The organism is Streptomyces sp. NPDC033221 (assembly GCF_055577005.1).
Genome location: NZ_JBVIQN010000026.1, coordinates 25,465 through 47,653, shown reverse-complemented (window position 1 = coordinate 47,653; position 22,189 = coordinate 25,465). Strand labels below are relative to the sequence as shown.

At 71.8% G+C, this 22,189-nt stretch carries 18 protein-coding genes; 9 read left to right on the top strand and 9 right to left on the bottom strand.

What is annotated here, in order from left to right; translation table 11 throughout:
* From ACZ53K_RS28675 to ACZ53K_RS28645, 7 genes are all read left to right on the top strand, one after another.
* Entirely contained in the window at positions 1-414 is a 414-nt protein-coding gene (locus tag ACZ53K_RS28675; protein ID WP_468842112.1) for a roadblock/LC7 domain-containing protein, read from the top strand.
* A 97-nt stretch (positions 415-511) separates the two neighbouring features.
* Entirely contained in the window at positions 512-922 is a 411-nt protein-coding gene (locus tag ACZ53K_RS28670) for a DUF742 domain-containing protein (RefSeq protein WP_468841935.1), read from the top strand.
* Positions 903-1,502, top strand: a complete 600-nt coding sequence (locus ACZ53K_RS28665; protein ID WP_468841932.1) for a GTP-binding protein — start codon at positions 903-905, stop codon at positions 1,500-1,502. Before ACZ53K_RS28670 ends, ACZ53K_RS28665 begins: the two co-directional genes overlap by 20 nt.
* A gap of 422 nt (positions 1,503-1,924) precedes the next feature.
* The gene (locus tag ACZ53K_RS28660) at positions 1,925-5,104 is read left to right on the top strand and encodes a sensor histidine kinase (protein ID WP_468841929.1); all 3,180 of its coding nucleotides are present in this window, start codon (positions 1,925-1,927) and stop codon (positions 5,102-5,104) included.
* Between the two features lie 10 nt (positions 5,105-5,114).
* Positions 5,115-5,528 (top strand): roadblock/LC7 domain-containing protein, encoded by a 414-nt coding sequence (locus ACZ53K_RS28655; RefSeq protein ID WP_018087204.1) that lies wholly within the window; start codon positions 5,115-5,117, stop codon positions 5,526-5,528.
* 84 nt (positions 5,529-5,612) lie between these two features.
* Positions 5,613-6,233, top strand: coding sequence for a DUF742 domain-containing protein (locus ACZ53K_RS28650; RefSeq protein ID WP_468841927.1), 621 nt, complete (start codon positions 5,613-5,615; stop codon positions 6,231-6,233).
* Complete coding sequence (locus ACZ53K_RS28645) at positions 6,214-6,792, top strand: GTP-binding protein (protein WP_073447656.1); 579 nt, start codon at positions 6,214-6,216, stop codon at positions 6,790-6,792. Before ACZ53K_RS28650 ends, ACZ53K_RS28645 begins: the two co-directional genes overlap by 20 nt.
* Positions 6,793-6,878: 86 nt before the next feature.
* Here the strand turns inward: ACZ53K_RS28645 and ACZ53K_RS28640 are convergent, their stop codons facing one another.
* Entirely contained in the window at positions 6,879-8,648 is a 1,770-nt protein-coding gene (locus ACZ53K_RS28640) for a dihydroxyacetone kinase family protein (RefSeq protein WP_468841924.1), read from the bottom strand.
* 218 nt (positions 8,649-8,866) lie between these two features.
* Here ACZ53K_RS28640 and ACZ53K_RS28635 point away from each other — a divergent pair, with 218 nt between their 5' ends.
* Positions 8,867-10,183 (top strand): MFS transporter, encoded by a 1,317-nt coding sequence (locus ACZ53K_RS28635; protein WP_468841921.1) that lies wholly within the window; start codon positions 8,867-8,869, stop codon positions 10,181-10,183.
* Here ACZ53K_RS28635 and ACZ53K_RS28630 read toward each other — a convergent pair.
* The 4 genes from ACZ53K_RS28630 to ACZ53K_RS28615 all read right to left on the bottom strand — a co-directional run bounded on the left by ACZ53K_RS28630 (position 10,176) and on the right by ACZ53K_RS28615 (position 15,628).
* On the bottom strand, positions 10,176-10,838 hold the full coding sequence (locus tag ACZ53K_RS28630; protein WP_468841918.1) for a DUF4360 domain-containing protein: 663 nt from the start codon (positions 10,836-10,838) through the stop codon (positions 10,176-10,178). The two genes, ACZ53K_RS28635 and ACZ53K_RS28630, sit on opposite strands and share 8 nt — an antisense overlap.
* A gap of 234 nt (positions 10,839-11,072) precedes the next feature.
* Positions 11,073-11,282 (bottom strand): acyl-CoA carboxylase epsilon subunit, encoded by a 210-nt coding sequence (locus ACZ53K_RS28625; RefSeq protein WP_468841916.1) that lies wholly within the window; start codon positions 11,280-11,282, stop codon positions 11,073-11,075.
* A gap of 57 nt (positions 11,283-11,339) precedes the next feature.
* Positions 11,340-12,923, bottom strand: coding sequence for an acyl-CoA carboxylase subunit beta (locus ACZ53K_RS28620; protein WP_468841913.1), 1,584 nt, complete (start codon positions 12,921-12,923; stop codon positions 11,340-11,342).
* Positions 12,924-13,183: 260 nt separating this feature from the next.
* Positions 13,184-15,628, bottom strand: a complete 2,445-nt coding sequence (locus tag ACZ53K_RS28615; protein ID WP_468841910.1) for a polysaccharide lyase 8 family protein — start codon at positions 15,626-15,628, stop codon at positions 13,184-13,186.
* A gap of 242 nt (positions 15,629-15,870) precedes the next feature.
* Here ACZ53K_RS28615 and ACZ53K_RS28610 point away from each other — a divergent pair, with 242 nt between their 5' ends.
* Positions 15,871-16,506, top strand: a complete 636-nt coding sequence (locus tag ACZ53K_RS28610) for a YceI family protein (protein ID WP_468841908.1) — start codon at positions 15,871-15,873, stop codon at positions 16,504-16,506.
* 104 nt (positions 16,507-16,610) lie between these two features.
* Here the strand turns inward: ACZ53K_RS28610 and cimA are convergent, their stop codons facing one another.
* The 4 genes from cimA to ACZ53K_RS28590 all read right to left on the bottom strand — a co-directional run bounded on the left by cimA (position 16,611) and on the right by ACZ53K_RS28590 (position 22,063).
* Positions 16,611-18,227: a citramalate synthase gene (cimA, locus tag ACZ53K_RS28605; RefSeq protein WP_468841905.1), complete on the bottom strand. Its 1,617-nt coding sequence runs from the start codon at positions 18,225-18,227 to the stop codon at positions 16,611-16,613.
* A 335-nt stretch (positions 18,228-18,562) separates the two neighbouring features.
* Positions 18,563-19,912 carry an MFS transporter gene (locus ACZ53K_RS28600; RefSeq protein ID WP_468841902.1) on the bottom strand — a complete coding sequence of 450 codons (1,350 nt, stop codon included), beginning with the start codon at positions 19,910-19,912 and terminating at the stop codon, positions 18,563-18,565.
* Between the two features lie 55 nt (positions 19,913-19,967).
* Positions 19,968-20,834 carry a TolB family protein gene (locus tag ACZ53K_RS28595; RefSeq protein ID WP_468841899.1) on the bottom strand — a complete coding sequence of 289 codons (867 nt, stop codon included), beginning with the start codon at positions 20,832-20,834 and terminating at the stop codon, positions 19,968-19,970.
* Positions 20,835-20,845: 11 nt separating this feature from the next.
* Positions 20,846-22,063 (bottom strand): TolB family protein, encoded by a 1,218-nt coding sequence (locus ACZ53K_RS28590; RefSeq protein WP_468841897.1) that lies wholly within the window; start codon positions 22,061-22,063, stop codon positions 20,846-20,848.
* Positions 22,064-22,189: the final 126 nt, after the last annotated feature.

Here is a 22,189-nt window from a genome sequence, read left to right as displayed (position 1 = left end):
ATGAGCCAGGCGGCGCAGAATCTGAACTGGTTGATCACCAACTTCGTGGACAACACCCCCGGTGTGTCCCACACGGTGGTGGTCTCCGCGGACGGACTGCTCCTCGCCATGTCCGAGGGCTTTCCCCGCGACCGCGCCGACCAGTTGGCGGCGGTGGCCTCGGGGCTGACCTCGCTGACCTCCGGTGCGTCCCGCATCTTCGAGGGCGGCGTGGTCAACCAGACCGTGGTGGAGATGGAGCGTGGCTTCCTCTTCATCATGTCCGTCTCCGACGGATCGTCGCTGGCCGTGCTGGCGCACCCCGAGTGCGACATCGGCCTCGTCGGTTACGAGATGGCCCTGCTGGTCGACCGCGCGGGCACGGTACTGACGCCCGACCTGCGCGCCGAACTCCAGGGCAGCCTGCTGCACTGAGTCCCGCCGAACGTCACGACCCGACCCACCGACCACCGTGCCGCACCCCCCACCGGCCCAACCCGACGACAGTCAGTTGTCCCGTCCGGAGGACCCCATGACCCCGCCACCTGCCTCGCCCGGCCCGTATGGCGCCTACAGCCAAGCGCCGTACGGGGGCGAAGGTGACCAGCCGCTGGTCCGCCCGTACGCCATGACCGGGGGACGGACCCGGCCGCGCTACCAGCTCGCCATCGAGGCGCTGGTCAGCACGACCGCCGACCCGTCCCAGCTGCCCGGCCTGCTGCCGGAGCACCAGCGCATCTGCCATCTGACCCGCGAGGTGAAGTCGGTCGCCGAGATCTCGGCGCTGCTGCACATCCCGCTGGGCGTGGCCCGGATCCTGGTCGCGGACCTGGCGGAGGCCGGCATGGTGGCGATCCACCAGCCGGGCGGTGGCACCGAGGCCGGCGGAACGCCCGACGTGACGCTGCTGGAAAGGGTGCTCAGTGGACTTCGCAAGCTCTGACGGCGCCGGACCCGCCGCGGGTCAGGGCGGCGGGTCCACCACATCCGCGAAGATCGTGGTGGCGGGCGGCTTCGGCGTGGGCAAGACCACGTTCGTCGGGGCCGTCTCGGAGATCAATCCGCTGCGTACGGAGGCCGTGATGACCTCCGCCTCGGCGGGGATCGACGACCTGAGCCATGTGCAGGACAAGACCACCACCACGGTGGCGATGGACTTCGGCCGTATCACGCTGGACCAGGACCTGATCCTGTACCTGTTCGGTACGCCCGGTCAGGACCGTTTCTGGTTCATGTGGGACGACCTGGTCCGCGGCGCCATCGGCGCCGTGGTGCTCGTGGACACCCGCCGTCTCGCCGACTGCTTCGCGGCGGTCGACTACTTCGAGAACAGCGGCCTGCCCTTCGTCATCGCCCTCAACGGCTTCGACGGACACCAGCCGTACACCCCGGACGAAGTACGCGAGGCACTCCAGATCGGCCCCGACGCGCCGATCATCACCACCGACGCCCGCCACCGCAGCGAAGCCAAGAGCGCTCTCATCACGCTCGTCGAGCACGCTCTCATGGCCCGTCTGAGGTGACGTCCGCAAGTCGCCTCGCCCGAAAGTAAGTTGCCTCGGGCAATGAGTAGCCGGACCGGCGCCACCCGGGCGCCGGAAAGGCCGCGGCCCGGCGGCGGTTCCCGCACGGCGCCAGTGGATCTGTGTCCTTGGCCACGCCGCCGGTCGCGTTCATAACGTTTCGACAGAGAATTCACCCGCCGTCGACACCCGGCGCGCACACGCGGCTCCGCTGCGCTCACATTTCTCTCGCCTTTTGCCGCTCCTCGCCCTTAACGCCCCTTTTATCTAACGCGCTCAGCGCGCTGCTCCGCCTTTCCCCAGTGTTTGGAACGCACGGTCCTGACGTGCTGAAATTCGCTGAACTCCGGAGTAGTAACGCCCTGAAGAAAACGGCACAGCGCAAAAGGGTGCGGTGCCGGCGCCGAGAGGTTGTTGGTCGAGTGAGGCGAAGCAAGTCGGGCCCCGAGCCGCAGGAAGCGCGGCGGGGCAACTTCACGCCGCCGTCGCACAGCGCGGCACCGGCCGCGGGCGCGCCCGAAAGTCCGGTCGCCACCGTTCCCGTGAGCGGCGGACGGTTCTCCCCGCGCAACTGGCGGGTGGCCACCCGGCTCAACGCGATCCTGCTCATCCCCGTACTCGTCGCCCTGGTCTTCGGCGGCCTGCGCGTGAACAACTCCGTCGAGACCTGGCAGGAGGCCCAGGACGCCGAGGCCACCGCCAAGCTGGTGCGCGCCGCGGCCGCCTACAGCCACGCCATCATCGACGAGCGTGACCGCACCGCCGAGCCCCTGCTGGCCGGCAAGCGCGACGACCCGGCGGTGAGCGAGGCCCGCGGGGCCACCGACACCGCGGCCGACGCCTTCCACGCCGCGGTGCGGGAGATGCCCGCCAAGGAGGGCCTCAAGCGCCGGCTGGCCGCCTTCGAGAAGGTCGAACCGAACCTGAAGAAGCTGCGCGAGGCCGCGTACACCCCGCAGCTGACCGGCGTACGCACCGAAGAGGGCTACGTCGCCATCCAGCACCCGCTGATGGAGTTCGCCAACGAGCTGGGCCTGGGCACCGGCAACATCACCTCCTACGGCCGCACGGTCTACGCCGTCTCGCTGGCCAAGGCCGCCGAGTCGCTCACCCGCTCCATCGGCACCCACCTGCTGGTCGCCCCCGCGTCCCCGCAGGGCGGCAAGGAGCACAAGCAGCAGCTCACCTCGTTCGCCTCGTACAAGTACCTGGAGAACATCGCCATCGGCGAGTACACCTCCGGCGGCACGCCCGAGGACGTACAGCGGCTCAAGGACGACGCCGCCAAGCTCACGAAGCAGGCCGAGGAGTCCGCCGCCAAGGCCAAGCAGCGCGCCGAGAACGCGGGCCGGCAGTTCAAGGCCCCGCCGTCCCTGGACTCGATGGCCACCATCATCGGCTCCGGCGCGTCCCCGCAGCAGCTCGCCGCGCAGGGCATCACCCCGGAGACCTGGTTCGCCGCGGCCACCGGCCCGTTCGACATGTACCGCGCCATCGAGAAGGACCTCGCGGACAAGGCGGTCGACGAGGCCGCCGCGATCTCCTCGGACGCCCGGCAGTCCACCTTCACCGACTCCGCGATCGTGATCGCCGCGCTGGTCGTCGCCTTCCTGGTGGCGGGCATGATGGCCCGCCGGATGAGCCGCAACATGCGCCAGCTGCGCACCGCGGCCTTCGGCATCGCCGAGCAGCGGCTGCCGACCCTGGTCGACCAGCTCTCCCGTACGGACCCGGGCCGCGTCGACACCCGCGTACAGCCCATCCCGATCCACACCACCGACGAGATCGGCGAGGTCGCCCGCGCCTTCGACCAGGTGCACCGGGAGGCCGTCCGGCTCGCCGCCGAGCAGGCGCTGCTCCGCGGCAACGTCAACGCGATCTTCACCAACCTCTCGCAGCGCAACCAGGGCCTGATCGAACGCCAGCTCACCCTGATCACCGAGCTGGAGAACAACGAGGCCGACCCGGACCAGCTGGAAAGCCTCTTCCGGATGGACCACCTGGCCACCCGCATGCGGCGCAACGGCGAGAACCTCCTCATCCTCGCGGGCGAGGAGCCGGGCCAGCGCTGGAACCAGCCGGTACCGCTGATCGACGTGCTGCGCGCGGCGACGTCCGAGGTCGAGTCGTACGAGCGAATAGAACTGTCCGGCGTGCCGGACGGCGACATCCACGGCACCGCCGTGACCGACCTCGTCCACCTGCTCTCCGAGCTGCTGGAGAACGCCACCACGTTCTCCTCGCCGCAGACCAAGGTGCGGGTCGCCGCCACCCGGCTGCCGGACGGCCGCGTCATGATCGAGATCCACGACAAGGGCATCGGGCTGACCCCCGAGGACTTCGCGGACATCAACCACAAGCTGGCCAACCCGCCGACCGTGGACGCCTCGGTCTCCCAGCGCATGGGCCTGTTCGTGGTCGGCCGCCTCGCCGACCGGCACGGCATCCGCGTCCAGCTGCGCCCCTCCGGCGAGCAGGCCGGCACCACCTCCCTGGTCATGCTCCCCGAGCCCATCACCCACGGCGGTGGCGGCGAAGAGGGCTACGACGACGACTTCACCGTCTCCCGCATCGTCCCCGAGCACGAGCAGGGCGCGTACGAGAGCGACGGCCGCTCGGCCGCCGAGCTGGGCTTCGACGAGATGGGCCTGGGGCACGGGCAGCACGGCGCCGCCTCGCAGCTCGACCCGGTCAACCGCTCGCTGATGCGCGAGGAGCGCCGGGCGGCGCTGGAGGCGCAGACCGGCGGCGCGGGCGCCCAGCCGCACCACCCCGCGCAGGGGCCGTACCAGGACCCCTCGGACCCGTTCTTCCAGGACCAGGCACAGCAGCCCGACATGGGGTACGGAACCCACCCGGGCGCATATGCGGAACCGGCCCAGGGCGCCTACGGGGATGCTGCGCCGCAGGTCCAGGGACTTGCCGAAGTCGGATACGGCGAGGCCGCCGGCCAGCAGCCGTACGCCCCGTACGAGCCGCTGCAGCAGGACGGCCGGCCCGAAAACGGGGCGCACACCGGCTACTTCGGCCAGGAAACGGAATCCGACCGGAATCAGTGGCCCGCTCCCGCGGACGGTCCGGACCGCGTAGCATTCGACCGACCGGACCCCACCCCGAACGACCCGCCGTCGCTGACCGACGCTGGCCTTCCGCGCCGCGGAGCCGCCGGCAGGCCGCAGGCTGAGCAGCAGCAGTGGCAGCCGTTCGAGGAGGCGTCCTCCAGGCCCCGTGCCCAGGAGGACCCGGCGGCCGCCCCGCAGGGGAACGCGCCGGAGCCCGGTACGGACGACTCCGAATGGCGCTCGGCCAACGACGAGCGCTGGCAGCGGGCGGAGCGGCTGCGCGAGCCGAAGGCGGGCGGAGTCACCTCCTCCGGTCTGCCCCGGCGGGTGCCCAAGGCCAATTTGGTCGAAGGCACGGCGGAGCAGAGCCCGCAGGGCGGCCCGCAGGTCTCCCGCGCCCCGGAGGACGTCCGCGGCCGGCTGAGCAACCTGCGGCGCGGGGTCCAGCAAGGACGCAACGTGGGCACGGACCACCCGGAGGTCCCCCAGAATGACCAACAGGGCTTCGGCCCCGGCAGCACCTACGATCAGGAGCGTTAGTGTGAGCCCGATGAGCCAGGCGGCGCAGAACCTGAACTGGTTGATCACCAACTTCGTGGACAACACCCCCGGTGTGTCCCACACGGTCGTGGTCTCCGCGGACGGTCTCCTCCTCGCCATGTCCGAGGGCTTCCCTCGGGACAGAGCCGATCAGTTGGCGGCGGTGGCCTCCGGCCTCACCTCGCTGACCTCCGGCGCCTCCCGCATCTTCGAAGGCGGGAGTGTCAACCAGACCGTGGTGGAGATGGAGCGCGGCTTCCTCTTCATCATGTCCGTCTCCGACGGATCGTCGCTGGCCGTGCTGGCGCACCCCGAGTGCGACATCGGCCTCGTCGGTTACGAGATGGCCCTGCTGGTCGACCGCGCGGGCACGGTGCTGACGCCCGACCTGCGCGCGGAACTGCAGGGCAGCCTTCTCAACTAGCAGACAGGCAGTGCGTTTCCCGCCACCGCGCCATAGGGTGCGGTGGCGCGACCGGCGTCAGATTGGCAAGTTGGAGGAGGAGACGTGGCAACGCCCCCGAGCGGATACCCGTACGGTCCCGGACAGCAGTCCGAGCCACAGGGCGAGCACCATCACAACCGCTTCAACTTTCCTTCCGCGCCCAGCCGCCGGCAGCAGCGGCCCCCACAGCCGCCGCAGTCCCGGCAGCCGTACCAGCAGCCGCCGTACGACTCCCGGCAGCCGTACGAGCCGTCGCCGTACGACCAGCCCCGGGCGCCCCGCAACCAGCCGGCGCAGCCCAGGCGGCGCGCGCCCGGCCCGTCGGCTTCCGCCGGGGGCACGCACAACCCGCTCGTGCGCCCGTACGCGATGACCGGAGGCCGGACCCGGCCGCGCTACCAGCTCGCCATCGAGGCACTGGTCAGCACGACCGCCGACCCGGCCAGGCTGCAGGGCCAGCTGCCGGAGCACCAGCGCATCTGCCACCTCTGCCGCGAGATCAAGTCAGTGGCCGAGATTTCGGCCCTCCTCTCCATCCCCCTCGGCGTCGCCCGAATCCTCGTCGCCGACCTGGCGGAGGCCGGCCTCGTCGCCATTCATCAGCCCGGCGGGGACGAGACCGCCGGCGGACAGCCAGATGTGACACTGCTCGAAAGGGTGCTCAGTGGACTTCGCAAGCTCTAGCGGTGCAGCCCGCTCCACCACCTCCGCGAAAATCGTGGTGGCGGGCGGCTTCGGCGTGGGCAAGACCACGTTCGTCGGGGCCGTCTCAGAGATCAACCCGCTGCGCACCGAAGCCGTGATGACCTCGGCGTCGGCCGGCATCGACGACCTCACGCACGCGCCGGACAAGACCACGACGACCGTGGCGATGGACTTCGGCCGCATCACCCTGGACCAGGACCTGATCCTGTACCTCTTCGGTACGCCCGGTCAGGACCGTTTCTGGTTCATGTGGGACGACCTGGTCCGCGGCGCCATCGGCGCCGTCGTACTGGTCGACACCCGCCGTCTCGCCGACTGCTTCCCCGCGGTCGACTACTTCGAGAACAGCGGCCTGCCCTTCGTCATCGCCCTCAACGGCTTCGACGGACACCAGCCGTACACCCCGGACGAAGTACGCGAGGCACTCCAGATCGGCCCCGACGCGCCGATCATCACCACCGACGCCCGCCACCGCAGCGAAGCCAAGAGCGCTCTCATCACCCTGGTCGAGCACGCCCTCATGGCCCGTCTCCGCTAGCCGGCCGCCGACGCACAGCACGAAGGAAGCCCCCGCACTGTCCGGTGCGGGGGCTTCGTGCTGCCTGGACCCGGGCGGCACCGGTGCTAACGGTTCAGGTGGTCCGCGATCGCCGTGAGCAGGAGCGCCAGCGACACCGCTCCGGGGTCCGGGTGGCCGTGCCCCATCGCGCCCATGCGGGCGGCGCGGCCGCGGGCCGGGGTGAGGTGGGCGGTGGCGGCCGCGGCGCGGGTGGCGGACTCGGCGGCCGCCTTCCAGGCGCCAGGGAGGGGTTCGCCGGCGCGGGCGTGCAGTTCGGCCCGGAACGGGTCCAGCGCGTCGAGCATGGTCTTGTCGCCGACCCGCGCGCCGCCCAGATCCGATACGGCACGCTGCGCGGCCTCGGCGGCGTCCGCGAGTACGGCGGTGGAGCAGCCGTCGGCCCGGGTGAGTACGGCGCCGGTCTCGGCGAGGAGCGTGCCGTACAGGGCGCCGGACGCGCCGCCCGAGGCGTCGGCCAGGGCGAGACCGGCGGCGAGCAGCGCGGCGCCCGCCGAGCGGGGGTCCGCGGCCGGTCCCGGTTCGGCCGCGCGGGCCGCGTCGACGGCGGCGCGCAGGCCCCGGACGATGCCGATGCCGTGGTCGCCGTCCCCGGCGACGGCGTCCAGGCGGCCCAGTTCGTCCTCGTTGGCGGCGACCAGGCCGAGGGCGGCCTGGAGGGCGGCGGTGGCGGGGAGGTCGGCGGCGGGCGGGGCGACGGTCCGGGGCGTGGGCACGGAGGCGGCCGGTACGGAGACCGGCGGGCGCACGTCGTCGGACTCCGTGTGGCCGCCGGGGAGGCTGCGGAAGGCGGGGGTGTCGCAGGGTGCGTCGTAGAGCGCGGCGAGTTCGTCGTCGAGGAGCATGACGGACAGGGAGACGCCCGCCATGTCGAAGGACGTGACGAACTCGCCGACCTCCGGGCGGTGCGGGCGCAGTCCGGCGGCGCGCAGGCGGCGGTTGACCTGCCGGTAGACGACGAACATCTCCTCGTACTTGGTGCGGCCCAGCCCGTTGAGGAGGACGGCGGCCCGGCCGTCGTTCCCGGCGGGCGGCTCGGGGAGTTCCCGCAGGAGGTTGTCGACGAGTTCGTCGGCGAGTTCGGCCGCGGTGAGGTGACGGGTGGTGCGCAGGCCGGGTTCGCCGTGTATGCCCATGCCGAGTTCGGTGGTCCCGGCGTCGACGCTGAACAGCGGTTCGCCGGCGCCCGGGAGCGTACAGCCGGCGAACGCGGCGCCGAAGGTGCGGGTCATCGCGTTGGCGTGCTCGGCGGCCCGGGCGACGCCCGCCAGGTCGTCGCCGCGTTCGGCGGCGGCACCGGCCACCTTGAAGACGAAGAAGTCGCCCGCCACGCCGCGCCGGTCGCGGGCTGGGTCGATCGCCCGGCCCTCGACGGGCGGCGGGCCGCTGGCCACGTCGTCGGTGACCAGGACCGTGCGGACGTCGACGCCTTCGGCGGCCAGGCGGCGCGCGGCGAGGCCGAAGTGCATGACGTCACCGGCGTAGTTGCCGTAGCTGAAGAGCACGCCCGCGCCGCCGTCCGCGGCGCGCGCGGTGCGGTGGACCTGTTCGGCACTGGGGCTGGCGAAGACGTCGCCGACGGCCGCGGCGTCGGCGAGGCCGGGGCCGACGAGCCCGGCGAAGGCGGGGTAGTGGCCGGAGCCGCCGCCGATGACGACCGCGACCTTGCCGGGCCGCGGCGCGTGCCGCCCGACGACCCCGTACGTGTCCGGGACCCGGCGCACGGTGCGGGCGTAGGCGTCGGCCAGTCCCTCCAGCCAGTCCTCACGGAAGGTTCCGGGGTCGTGGCCGAGGCCGGCGGCGGGGGTGGTGGTCATCGGGCTCACTCCTTTGTTTCGTCCCTGTTGGATTTAACACCCAGATCACACATCCGTCACCCCTTCTGACGTAAATGGCGGCCCAAGGTGCGCGAAAGGCGCCCGAGAATAGCTCGCATCACATCTTGCATGTGAAGTTCACAGGATTCATGCTGCTCGCATCACACCGCACCGCCGCAGGTACCGCAGTACCGCACCGCACCGCACGGAGGCAGGCCATGGCCCCACCCAAGCTCCCGCTCCCCGACCGGCTGGGCATCCCCGGCCCACTGGTCCTCGGCTATCTCGGCGTGCTGCTGTTCATGGTGGGGGACGGCGTCGAGTCGGGCTTCATCGCCCCGTACATGGCGGGCCACGGCGCGGGCACCGAGGTGCATGCCTCGTACGTCATCACCGCGTACGGCGTGACCGTCATGCTCGCGTCCTGGCTCTCCGGCGCCCTGTCCGACCTGTGGGGCCCGCGCCGTGTCATGCAGCTGGGCCTGGCCGTGTGGGTCGTCTTCGACGTGCTCTTCCTGGTCTTCGCCCTGGGCCCGGAGAACTATCCGCTGATGCTGGTCTTCTACGGTCTGCGCGGGTTCGGCTACCCGCTCTTCGCCTTCGGCTTCCTCGTGTGGATCACTGCGACGGCGCCGGCGGCCCGGATGGGCACCGCGGTCGGCTGGTTCTACGTCGCCTTCACCGGCGGGCTGCCGACCCTCGGTTCGCTCGTCGCGGGGGTCACCAACCCGTGGTTCGGCCAGTTCGGGACCCTGTGGGTCGCGCTCGGCGTCATCGCCCTCGGCGGCGCCTGCTGTCTGCTCGGCGTCCGGGAGCGCACCGGGTTCGCGCGGCTGGCGCCGCCGGAGGTGCGTCCCGTGCAGTCGCTGCTGTCCAGCCTGTCCATCGCCTGGACGCACCCGAGGGTCGCCGTCGGCTGTGTCGTGCGCATCATCAACACGGCGCCGGAGTTCGGCTTCCTGGTCTTCCTGCCGACCTTCTTCGGCACCGAGCTGGGCTTCGGGCAGGGCCGCTGGCTGACCCTGCTGGCCGTCATCTACGGCACCAACGTGCTGTGCAACCTGCTCTTCGGCGCGATCGGCGACCGGATCGGCTGGCGGCGGACCATCGCCTCCTTCGGCGGCCTCGGCTGCGCGGTCACCACGCTCACCCTCTACTTCGTGCCGAAGGCCGTCGGCGGCAACTACACGGTGGCGATCATCATGGGCATGCTGTACGGCATCACGCTGGCCGGATTCGTGCCCGTCTCCGCCCTGGTCCCGGCTCTCGCGCCGGAGAACAAGGGCGGCGCGATGGCGCTGCTCAACCTGGGCGCGGGCGGCGCGGCCTTCGTCGGGCCGGCCATCGTCAGCGTCTTCCTGGGCCCGCTCGGCCCGGCCGGGGTCGTCATCGTCTTCGCCGCGCTGTACGTCGTCTCCGCCGTCCTGACGCTGTATCTGAAGCTGCCGGACCGGCCGGAGGTCCCGCGCACACCGGTGCACGCGGGACCCATGGCCGTTGGAGCGCCTGCCGACGCGGCCGCTTCTGCTACCTAGGGCACTGCTTCCATGCGAAGTGGTACTTGGTGTTGATGCTGCCGTCGGTGGAGTCCATCGCCATGTAGCTGGTCAGCTTGGGGTCGGAACCCTTGGCGTCCACCCGCAGTTCGGTGTTGATGTTGAAGTAACGCTTCTCCCCGCAGGGGGCGTAGACCAGCGCATCGATCCCGGTCTCGTCCGAGGACTGCCAGTTGGCGTCGTACGGACCGGTGAAGCGGTGGCTCTTGCGGGCCGTCTCGGAGCTGCCCTGGAAGTAGTAGCCCGCCTGCTCCAGGCCGACGGCGCCGGGCGCGAGCTGGGCGTAGCCGCGGTAGTCGGCCTTGGCGATGGCGTAGGTGAAGCCCTGGGGGACATGGACGTTCAGCGCGATCTGGCAGTTCTTGCGGGAGTCCGTGGGTCTGCTGTCCTTGCCCGCCTGAGCGAGGTATTCGCTGTACGTCACGGTGAACGCGGTGTTGTCGGGCGCGACGGCCACCGCGGCGCTGCCGGGGCGGCAGCCCGAGCCGTTGACGGTGGCGACCGTGATGGTGATCTGGCCGGTCGGCGGCGCCTCCTCGCCGTACCGGGGCGCCTGGGCGGAGGCGGGGGACGCCGACCCGGCGAGGAGCAGCAGCGATGCCGCGGCGGCACCGACACCCAGTGTGCGGAACATGGGTTTTCCTTCCGGTCGTCCTGCGGTCGGCTCCCGGGGTCCGGGGGCGGTCGCCGGGAGCGCGATGACGAGCGCATGTCAGCACGGGGATCACGTTTTGGACAGCTCCCGGCCCCGGAGTCGGTGCGAACCTACGCCTTGTTTCGGCCGTCGCAGCAACGCCGTACGACGCGCGAAGAAAGCAGTCGGGCCCGGTACTCAGGTCGAGTACCGGGCCCGGTGGTGACGGTGTGCTCAGCGCTGCCAGCTGCCGGCACCGCGGAAGCCGTGCTGCCGCTCCAGGCGGCGCCAGCGCGCGGCGGTGGCGCGCCGGCGGCCCGGCACGACGGCCTCCGGGCGGTGGGCGGCGCGGGCGAGCAGGACGGCGGTCAGCGCCGCCAGTTCCTCCTCGCTGGCGTCACCCTTCTCCACGCGGATGGGGCTGGTCTGAACGGAAGTGGTCACGTCGTTTCTCCGGTCTGCGAAAGGTCCGGTCGGGGGCCGGTCGGTGGGCTGCCGCGCCTACTGGGGCGGGTTGCCGTGCTTGCGGGCGGGCAGGTCGGCGTGCTTGTTGCGGAGCATGTCCAGGGAGCGGATGAGGACCTCGCGGGTCTCGGCGGGGTCGATGACGTCGTCGACCAGGCCGCGTTCGGCCGCGTAGTACGGGTGCATCAGCTCGGACTTGTACTCCTTGACCATCCGCGCCCGCATCGCCTCGGGGTCGTCCGCCTCCGCGATCTGCTTGCGGAAGATGACGTTGGCGGCGCCCTCCGCGCCCATCACCGCGATCTCGTTGGTGGGCCAGGCGTAGGTCAGGTCCGCGCCGATGGACTGCGAGTCCATGACGATGTACGCGCCGCCGTAGGCCTTGCGCAGCACCACCGAGATCCGCGGGACGGTGGCGTTGCAGTACGCGTACAGCAGCTTGGCGCCGTGCCGGATGATGCCGCCGTGCTCCTGGTCGACGCCGGGCAGGAAGCCGGGCACGTCCAGCAGCGTGACGATGGGGATGTTGAACGCGTCGCACATCTGCACGAAGCGGGCGGCCTTCTCGGACGCCTCGATGTCCAGGACCCCGGCCAGCGACTGCGGCTGGTTGGCGACCAGGCCGACGACCTCGCCGTTCATCCGCGCCAGCGCCACGATGATGTTGGTGGCCCAGCGCTCGTGGACCTCCAGGAACTCGCCGTCGTCGACCAGCTCCTCGATCACCGCCCGCATGTCGTAGGGGCGGTTGCCGTCGGCCGGCACCAGGTCCAGCAACGCCTCGCCGGAGCGGTCGGCGGGGTCCTCGCAGGCCACCGACGGCGGGTTCTCCCGGTTGTTCGACGGCAGCAGGGAGATGAGGTAGCGGACCTCTTCGAGGCAGGTGGTCTCGTCGTCGTAGGCGAAGTGGCACACGCCCGAGGTCTCGGCGTGCACATCGGCGCCGCCCAGCCCGTTCTGGGTGATCTCCTCGCCGGTCACCGCGCGCACCACGTCGGGGCCGGTGATGAACATCTGCGAGGTCTCGCGGACCATGAACACGAAGTCCGTCAGCGCCGGGCTGTAGGCCGCGCCGCCCGCGCACGGGCCGAGCATCACCGAGATCTGCGGGATGACGCCGGAGGCCTTGGTGTTGCGCTGGAAGATGCCGCCGTAACCGGCCAGCGCCGAGACGCCCTCCTGGATACGGGCCCCGGCGCCGTCGTTCAGCGAGACGAGCGGGGCCCCGGCGGCGATGGCCATGTCCATGATCTTGTGGATCTTCGTGGCGTGCGCCTCGCCCAGCGCCCCGCCGAAGATCCGGAAGTCGTGGGCGTAGACGAACACGGTCCGGCCGTGCACGGTGCCCCAGCCGGTGATCACACCGTCGGTGTAGGGCTTCTTGGCCTCCAGGCCGAATCCGGTGGCCCGGTGCCGCCGCAGCGGCTCCACCTCCCGGAAGGAACCCTCGTCCAGCAGCAGCTCGATCCGCTCACGCGCGGTCAGCTTGCCCTTGGCGTGCTGCGCCTCGGTCGCCCGCTCGCTGGGGCCGCGCCGGGCCTGCTCACGGATGGCGTGCAGCTCGGCGACCCGCCCGCGGGCGTCGTTCGCCTCGGCGGGCACATCTTCGACAGTGGTCATGTATCGACGGTACGTGGCCGGACCCTCCGGAACCGATGTCGGTTTCGTACAACGTCGGAAGCGATTTGGTGGGCAGGCAGGACAGAAGCGCGCTGGACGCGGCCTGCGTATGCCCTCCTGGGCACGCCGGACGGCCGCAACGGTATGTATGGGCCCTACAAAGCGACCCCGCGTGGCGTTGTGGCAGTCCACACCCCGGCCGGGCGCCGCCAGGGCTCGATCAGGCGCCGTGCGGCGCCCCGATCAGGCGGAACGGCCGGTCAGCGCGGGGCGACCGTGCAGGTGTGGGTGGTGCAGGCGGTGCCCGGAGTGATGCGCAGCCGGAGCGCCGGGGTCGTCGCCAGGACGGTGACGGAGGGGTCGGCGGTGAGCACGGCGCGGACGGGACGGTTCCAGACCACCTCGAACGGCTTGCCGGTACGCGGCGGCTCGGACACGCACAGTGACGCCGTCCGGCCGCCGTGCCGCCCGTGCGCGGTGTGCTCCGGCCGCTCGCGCAGCAGGACGCTCGCGGGCGCCGAGACGGTCAGCCCGCCGGCCGACCCGGCCTGCCAGAAGGTGGCGGCGGTGAGGCCGAGCGAGGGGACGGCGACCGCCTGCCGTTCGCCGGTGTTGGCGAGGACGGTCAGCCAGCGGCGGTCGGCGGCCCGGGCAGCGAGGGCGCGCGGGCCCGCTCCGGGCATCAGCAGATACGCGTACGCGGCGTCCGCCGGGTCGGTGCCGTGGTCGATCCAGAGGGTCAGGTAGCGGCGGGTGAGGGGGTCGGGCGAGCCGCCGGTGTTGATGTCGCTCCATGCGCCCGTACGGGTGTCGCGCAGCGCGTGCAGGACCGTTTCCCCGGCGCCGGGGACGCGGGGGAAGACGTACCCGCCGTGCCCGGCCAGGTGCATCCAGCGTGCGCGTGGGAAGGCCGGCGGACGGCCGCACGCCGCGGGCTGCCGTACGCCGTCGACGGTCAGCGCCTGCGTGCCCGACGCGCCCAGGTTGCGGTTGTCCACGACCGTCTCGGCGGGCACGCCGTCGCGGGAGGTGATACCGGCGCCCAGGCAGATGACGCAGTCCGCGGCGAAAACCCACGACTTCTTGGCGCGCAGGGTGGAGGACAGCCCACGCACGTCCTGCCCCACCACGGCGAACTCCCCGTCCGTGGTGCCGCCCACCCAGCGCGCGGCGGGCTTCGGCTCACCCCAGCCGCCGCCCTCGTTGTCCGCCAGCCGCTTGGCCGACACGGTCGTGCCGGGCAGGCGGTACGGGTCGACGGTGGGCCAGAAGGCGTCCGTGTACTGGCCGTTCGCGAAGTCGCGGCCCCACCAGTAGAGCATTCCGGCGCCGGTGTGCCAGCCGCGCGGATTCTCGCCGTTGCCGTTCTCGTAGTACGTGATGCGGTCCGAGGCCATGGCGAGGCCCGCGGCCCAGCCGGGGCGGCGGTGCACGGCCCGGTCCATGGCCGGGAAGAGCCGGTGGGCGACGGGTTCGGGGGCGACCGGGCCGCCGTCGTCCGCGAGTCCCTTGAGACGGGCCAGGTCGGCGGCCTCGAACTGCCGGTCGGCGAGCACCGGGTAGCTCGTGTCGCGCCGGATCCAGCCCCGGACCATCGCCTGCCAGCGCTCCCGCTCCCCCGCACCGGCCGCCTCCGCCAGCAGGGCGACGGCGGCGACCAGGGCGTGGCCGTGGAAATGGTCGCCGCGTAGCACCCGGCGTTCGTCGGCGCGCTGGTAGCCGCGGCTGATGGCGCGTCCGTTGACGCTGTCCATCATCAGGCCGTTGTAGAGCAGCGGCGCGTAGGCGTGCTCCACGCTGTCGAAGATGATCTGGCGCTTCGGGTCGGTGACGGCCCAGTCGGTCCCGCCGAGCAGGGTGAAGAGGCGGCCGAGTCCGTCGAGGAGGACGAAGCCGTAGGTGCCGGAGTAGGCGACCCAGGTGTGCTGGATGAAGGAGCCGTCGGCGTAGAGGCCGTCGCCCTTGGTGACGTACGGGAAGACCGGGGACAGCGCGTCGCGGGCCAGTGCGATCTTCGCCGGGGCCCGGCCGAGGATGCCGCGCAGCGCCACGACACGGCACAGGTCGACGCGGTTGGCGCCGGTGCTGGTGCCGGTGTAGTCGCCCAGCATGGCGTCCGGGACGAAGTGGTCGACGGCGGCCAGGTGGCGGGCCCGCCGGTCCGCGCCGAGCTGCTCGTACAGCATCGCGACGGTGTCCAGGAGGAGGCGGGGGCTGCCGATCTGCCACTCCCACCAGTTGCCGTAGCGCGCCGTACCCGAGTGGTAGACCGTGTCGTGCACGTGGTCCAGGCCCTTGACGATGTCAGCGGCGAGGGCGGCGTCCCCGGTCAGGCCGGTGCCGGGCTGGGCGTGGGCGCGGGCCATGGTGGCGAGCCGGTTGTAGCTGCGGGTGATGCCGGCCGGCGGGTCGAAGGGGCTGTCGGGCCAGAGCGAGCCGGCGGCCGGGCGCATGGTCGCGCGAAAGCCGCGGGCCAGCTCGCCGGTCTCCTTCAGGCGGGTGGCGTACGGTTCGGCGGCGGGGTCGTAGCCGGTGCCGAGCTGGATGCCGAGCCAGCGGCGGCGGAGGGTTTCGTACGGGTCGCCGTCGGCGGCGTGTGCGGCGGGGGCCGGGCCGGTGAGCGCGGGGGTCAGCGCCAGGCCGAGCGCGCCCGCTCCGGAGAAGCCGAGGAAGCCCCGGCGGGACCAGGCGGGGGAAGGCGGCACGGTCGGTCCTCTCCGTGAACGTCAACTGCGTACGGGTGCGGGGTGGTTGCATCACACAGTCACTGAACGGTGCCCGACGGTGCAGACCCTGCCACGGGCCACCGCGCTCCGACAATGCCCATGACACGCCCACCGCGGGACATCCGCATCACTCCCCCGCGGATCAAATGTTGAAACTTGAACTAGATCCCGCTACGCTCGTTCTCGTTGAAGGTTAAACAATCCGTCTTCGAGGAGGAGCCATGGCTCTGTTCCACCGCAAGCGCAGCGCAGCCGCCGACGCCGGCCACGCCACCACCGCCCACGCCACCGCCGTCCTCGACGCGGACCCGGCCCTCGCCGCCCTGACCGGCGACTACACCATCGACCCGGCACACAGCCGGATCGGCTTCACCGTCCGGCACGCCATGGTCACCAACGTCCGCGGCTCCTTCGGCACCCACGAAGGCACCCTGCACCTGGACGGCGCCGACCCGGCCCGCTCCACCGCCGCCGTCGACGTCACGATCGCCTCCGTCGACACCGGCATCGCCGACCGCGACGCCCACCTGCGCGGCGCCGACTTCTTCGACGCCGACGCCTTCCCGCTGATGACGTTCCGCTCCACCGCCGCCGAGCGGGCCGGCGCCGACACCTACCGCGTCACCGGCGACCTGACGATCAAGGACGTCACCCGGCCGCTCACCATCGACCTGGAGTTCCAGGGCGCCGCCACCGACGTGTACGGCGCCGAGCGCGTCGGCTTCGAGGGCAGCGCCGAGATCCTGCGCTCCGACTGGGGCCTGACCTGGAACGCGGCGCTGGAGACCGGCGGCGTCATGGTCAGCGACAAGGTCAAGCTCACCTTCGACATCTCGGCGGTCAAGGCGGCCGCCTGAGACCGTCCCGCCCGGCGGCCCACCGCCCCGAAACCCCGCGGCCCCGCACCGGCTCCTCCCCCAAGGACCGGTACGGGGCCGCGGTCACTCCCGCGCAGCGCGGTCTACTCCTGCGGCTCGACCCCGGCCCGCATCAGCCCGTACGCGTACGCGTCGTCCAGCGCCTGCCACGACGCGGCGATGACGTTCTCGGCCACGCCGACCGTCGACCACTCCCCCTGCCCGTCACTGGTGGACACCAGGACGCGGGTGATCGAACCGGTGCCCAGCCGGCCCTCCAGGATGCGGACCTTGTAGTCCACCAGCTCCAGCCCGGCCAGCTGCGGGTAGATCCGCTCCAGGGCCACCCGCAGCGCCCGGTCCAGCGCGTGCACCGGACCGTTGCCCTCGGCCGTGGCCACCAGTCGCTCGCCCTTGGCCCACAGCTTCACCGTCGCCTCGTTGGCGTGCGTACCGTCCGGCCGGTCCTCGACGATCGCCCGCCACGACTCCACCCGGAAGTACCGGAGCGGCCGCCCCTCCGCCTCCTCGCGCAGCAGCAGCTCGAAGGAGGCGTCGGCCGCCTCGTACGTGTACCCCGCCAGCTCACGCTCCTTGACCCGCTCCACGACCCGGCCGACCAGCTCCCGGTCGCCGCTCAGGTCGAAGCCCAGCTCCTTGCCCTTCAGCTCGATGGAGGCGCGGCCCGCCATGTCGGAGACGAGCATCCGCATGCTGTTGCCGACCAGCGCCGGATCGATGTGCTGGTAGAGATCCGGATCGACCTTGATGGCGGAGGCGTGCAGCCCGGCCTTGTGCGCGAACGCCGAGACCCCGACGTACGGCTGGTGCGTGGACGGCGTGAGGTTGACGACCTCGGCGATGGCGTGCGAGATGCGGGTGGTCTCGGCCAGCTTCCCCTCGGGCAGCACCCGGCGCCCGTACTTCAGTTCCAGAGCCGCCACGACCGGGAAGAGGTTGGAGTTGCCGACCCGCTCGCCGTACCCGTTCGCGGTGCACTGCACGTGCGTGGCGCCCGCGTCCACGGCGGCGAGAGTGTTGGCCACCGCACAGCCGGTGTCGTCCTGCGCGTGGATGCCCAGGCGCGCCCCGGTGTCCGCCAGCACGGTCCGCACGACGGCCGCGACCTGCGCGGGGAGCATGCCGCCGTTGGTGTCGCAGAGCACCACCACATCGGCGCCCGCCTCGCTCGCGGTCCGGACGACCTCCTTGGCGTACGCCGGGTCGAGGGCGTACCCGTCGAAGAAATGCTCACAGTCCAGGAAGACCCGGCGGCCCTGGGCGCGCAGGTGGGCGACGGTGTCCCGCACCATCGCGAGGTTCTCCTCCGGCGTGGTGCGCAGCGCCAGCTCCACATGCCGCACATGCGACTTGGCGACCAGCGTGACGACCGGCGCCTGCGACTCCAGCAGCGCGGCGACCTGCGGATCGTCCTCGACCCGCACACCCGCCTTACGGGTCGCGCCGAACGCGACCAACTGGGCGTGCCGGAAACCGATCTCCGCACGGGCCCGCTCGAAGAACTCCGTGTCCCGGGGATTGGCGCCGGGCCAGCCGCCCTCGATGAAGCCCACGCCGAAGTCGTCCAGGTGCCGGGCGATGGTCAGCTTGTCCGCGACGGTCAGGTTGATGCCCTCGCGCTGGGCCCCGTCGCGCAGCGTCGTGTCGAAGACGTGGAAGGCGTCGGACAACGCGGGTTCGGGTTCGGGTGCGTCCGTCATGGCTGGTCTGGCTCCTGTCGGGGTCTCGGTTTACCGGAATGACCGGTTCCACCGCCCCCTCGTGGTCCCGCGCGCTCCGCCTCCGGCGGAAGGTGGGCCGGAAACGAAAAAACCCCTCGCGGATGCGAGAGGTCTGCGCGCGGGTCTGGGGCGACGGTGACCGCGCCGTACTCGGTGCGTACGGGGCGGTCACTGCGGACCGGCGCGCCTGCTGCCAATAATCGTGGCGAACGGGAGCATGGGGGCATCTTGCCATACGTTCCCGGAGGGGGGCCGGGTGTCTCACAGTGCGGGCCGCCGGGGGTGACCGTTCCTGTGTCCTCAATCTCCCCCAGCTACCGCTGGGAGGTGCCCCCGGACGGGCTTGATTCGGCCGGTTGTGCGGGCACGGACGTGCTCTGCTCCTCCGCCTGCTTCACCCGGTTCAGGTCGATGGTCCTTGTTTCGCGCATCGTGATGTAGACGATCAAGGAGACCGCCGCGCAGCCGGCCACGTACCAGTAGTAGCCCGATTCGATGCCGCCCTTCTTGAACCACAGGGCGACGTATTCGGCGGTGCCGCCGAAGAGGGCGTTGGCGATGGCGTACGGGAGGGCGACGCCGAGGGCGCGGATGCCGGTGGGGAAGAGTTCGGCCTTCACGCAGGCGTTGATCGAGGTGTAGCCGGTGACGACGAGCAGCGCGAGCAGCGCAAGGCCGAGGGCGGGCCAGAAGCTGCCGGCGTGCTTGAGCAGCGTCATGATCGGGACGGTCAGGAAGGTGGAGCCGACCGCGAAGGTGATCAGCAGCGGGCGGCGCCCGATGCGGTCGGAGAGCCGGCCCGCCAGCGGCTGGATGCACATGAAGACGAACAGCGCGCAGAAGCTGACCATCGAGGCGGTCGGCTTGTCCATCCCGGCGCTGCCGGAGAGGTACTTGGTGAGGTAGGTCGTGTAGGTGTAGTACGCGACGGTACCGCCCATGGTGAGGGCCATGACGAGGAACGCCTCGCGCTTGTGCGCCCACAGTGCCTTGATCGTGCCGCGCGCCGGGTCGCTGTGCGCGCTGTCGTCCTGCGCGTACACCTCGGTCTCCAGCATGTTGCGCCGCAGGTAGAAGACGACGGCCGCGCCGAGCGCGCCGATGATGAACGGGATGCGCCAGGCCCAGCTGTGCAGCGCCTCCTCGGACATGGTGCGCTGGAGGAGGATCTGCAGGCCGAGGCCGAGGAGCTGGCCCGCGGTCATGGACACGTACTGGAAGCTGGAGGCGAAGCCGCGCCGGCCGGGTGCGGACGCCTCGGTGAGGTAGGTGGCGCTGGCCGCGTACTCGCCGCCGACCGAGAGCCCCTGCAGCATGCGGGCGATGAGCAGGACGGCGACGCCGCCGTACCCGGCCGCCGCGTAGGTCGGTGCGACGGCGATGAGGACGGCCGAGGCGGACATCAGCGTGACGGTGAGGGTCAGTGCGGCCTTGCGGCCCTTGCGGTCACCGACCCGGCCGAGCAGCCAGCCGCCCACCGGCCGCATGAAGAAGCCGACCGCGAAGATCCCCATGGTGTTCATGAGGTTGGCGGTGTCGTTCCCCTTCGGGAAGAAGGAGTCGGCGAAGTACACCGCGAAGCTGGCGTACACGAACCAGTCGAACCACTCGACCATGTTGCCGGCCGAGCCGACCCAGATCTTCTTCCACTGCTCTCGTCCCATGAGGGATCACGCTCTCCGACGGCGCCCGCCGCGGCAAGAGCCCGGCGGGCAACGATCACGCTTCGTTACCTGCGGGGGATGCGCGCGAACGGCGTACGAACACGTCCCCGCGCCCATTGGTGTCGCCCGGCACCAGGCCGTCCGCCCACGAGGCGAAGACGACGGTGCGGGCGTGCGCGTCCAGTGCGGCGTCGCGGAGGTCGGTGGCGGGCTGCACGATCCGCGTACCGCCGTCGCGCAGATCGCGTACGGACAGCCCGTCGGCGGATTGGAAAGCCAGGTACCGGCCGTCGGCGCTGATGTCGTCGAGTGTCGAGTAGCGGTCGGAGGGGGTGCCGTCGTACGGCACGTCGGCCTGGCGCGCCGCGCCGGTCGCGCGGTCCGTGACGTACACGTCCGTCTGCGGTTTGCCGGAGACCTTCGGGACGCTGGTCCGGTACGCGACGTGGCGGCCGTCGGCGCTGACCGCCGGCTGGTACGAGGCGATGCCGAAGCCCGGTTCGAGGTCCACGTCGGCCCGTTCGGTGCGGCCGGTGCGCAGGTCGCGGACGTGGACGGTGGAGGCTTCGCCGCACGGGCCGTGGCCGTCGCAGACCCGGTGGGACGCGGTGAAGGCGACCGTACGGCCGTCGGCGCTCAGTGCGGGCTCGTGGGCCCAGGAGCCCGCCGGCGCTCCGGCGGACGCCGCGTGCACCCTGGTCAGCTCACCCGTACGGGAGTCGCGGACGCACACGTCCCGGAGCTTGTCGGTGTCGCCGGGCACGAGGTTCGCCGCGTCGGAGGCGAAGGCGATGCGGTAGCCGGGTGGCGGTACGGGAGCGGCGGTCGCGGGTGGCGTGGGCCTGGCGCCGGTGAGGGTTATGGCGGTCACGGTGGTCAGCGCGGCGGTCAGGACCGCGCCGCGCCCGGATGCGTACGGCATGGCGCCACCCCTCAGCGGACGTGCCGCAGGAACACGTCGGTCTCGTAGTTGGTGTCACCGGCCACCAGGTCGTCGAGGTGCGACTCGAAGACGACCTCGCGGCCGTCCGGTGTCATCGCGTCGGGCCCGGCGGTGGCCGCCCGGGGCTTGCCGTCCGTGCCGGGGCTGACCAGGGTGTCCTGCCCGGTCCTCAGGTCCTTGACGTACAGCCCGTACTCGGCGCCGTACGAGTGCAGCAGCAGACGCCGGCCGTCCGGGCTGATCGCGTCCGCCGTGGCGTACTGGTCGCCGTTGATGCCGTCCACGCGCCGGACCGCGCCGGTGCGGACGTTGCGTACGAAGACGTAGGAGCGGGCTTCGTCGGGCACCGGCACGATGTTCTTGGCCGCGGAGTTGAAGGCGACGGTACGGCCGTCGGCGCTGATCAGCGGGTCGGTGGAGCCGGAGGTGGCGGGCAGGCCGTCGGCGGTGGTGTCGATCTGGCGCTGCTCGCCGGTGCGCAGGTCGGCGAGGTGGATGTCGGCCCAGTCGCGCTCGCCGCCGGGGCCGCCGCCGCGCCGGCTGCGCTCCCGGTAGGCCACCTTGCCGCCGTCGGCGCTGATGCGCGGCGAGTCGTAGCCGCGGCCCTCCTTGGCGGGGACCCTGCTGGCGCGGCGCGTGGTCCCGGTCCGGCGGTCGCGTACGTAGATCCGGCCGAACTCCTCGTTCGGCGGCGGGTCGGTGGCCTGCCGGCCCAGGAAGGCGACGTAACGGCCGTCGGCACTGAGCGCGGGGGTCTCGCCGCCGGTGAAGCCCGCGTCCATGTCCAGGTCGGCGCGCTCCAGGCGGCCGGTGCGGATCTCGTGGACGTAGACGTGGTACGTGCCGTTCGTCTCGGCGTTGAAGGCGACGTAGCGGCCGTCCGCACTGATCGTGGCGAAGTCGGCGTTGCCCGGTCCGAGCGGGGCGTTGAGGCGGCGGGTGGTGCCGGTGCGGCGGTCCCGCAGGAAGACGTCGTGCACGAGGGTGCCGTCGTTGTCGTCGCCCGGCGCGAGGTTGTCGGCCTCCGAGTCGAAGGCGACGTACCGGCCGTCGGGGCTGATCGCGGCGTTGAACGAACCGCCGCCGACCGCCTCCGATCCGTCGGGCGCGGTGTTCACCCGCTCGGTGCGCGGCCCGTGGCCGCCCGCCGCCACCGCGGGCGCGTCCATACCGCTCAGTGCCACCGCCCCGATGAGGGCGGCGGCCACGACGGCCCCGGGTAAGAGCCGGCGTCTGCCGCTGTCCGTCGTCCCCACGCCCATGTTTCCCCCCGGAAACACCCGCCTCCGGCCCTGCGCCGGAGCGCCAGGGGATACAACCGCATCAGCCACGAC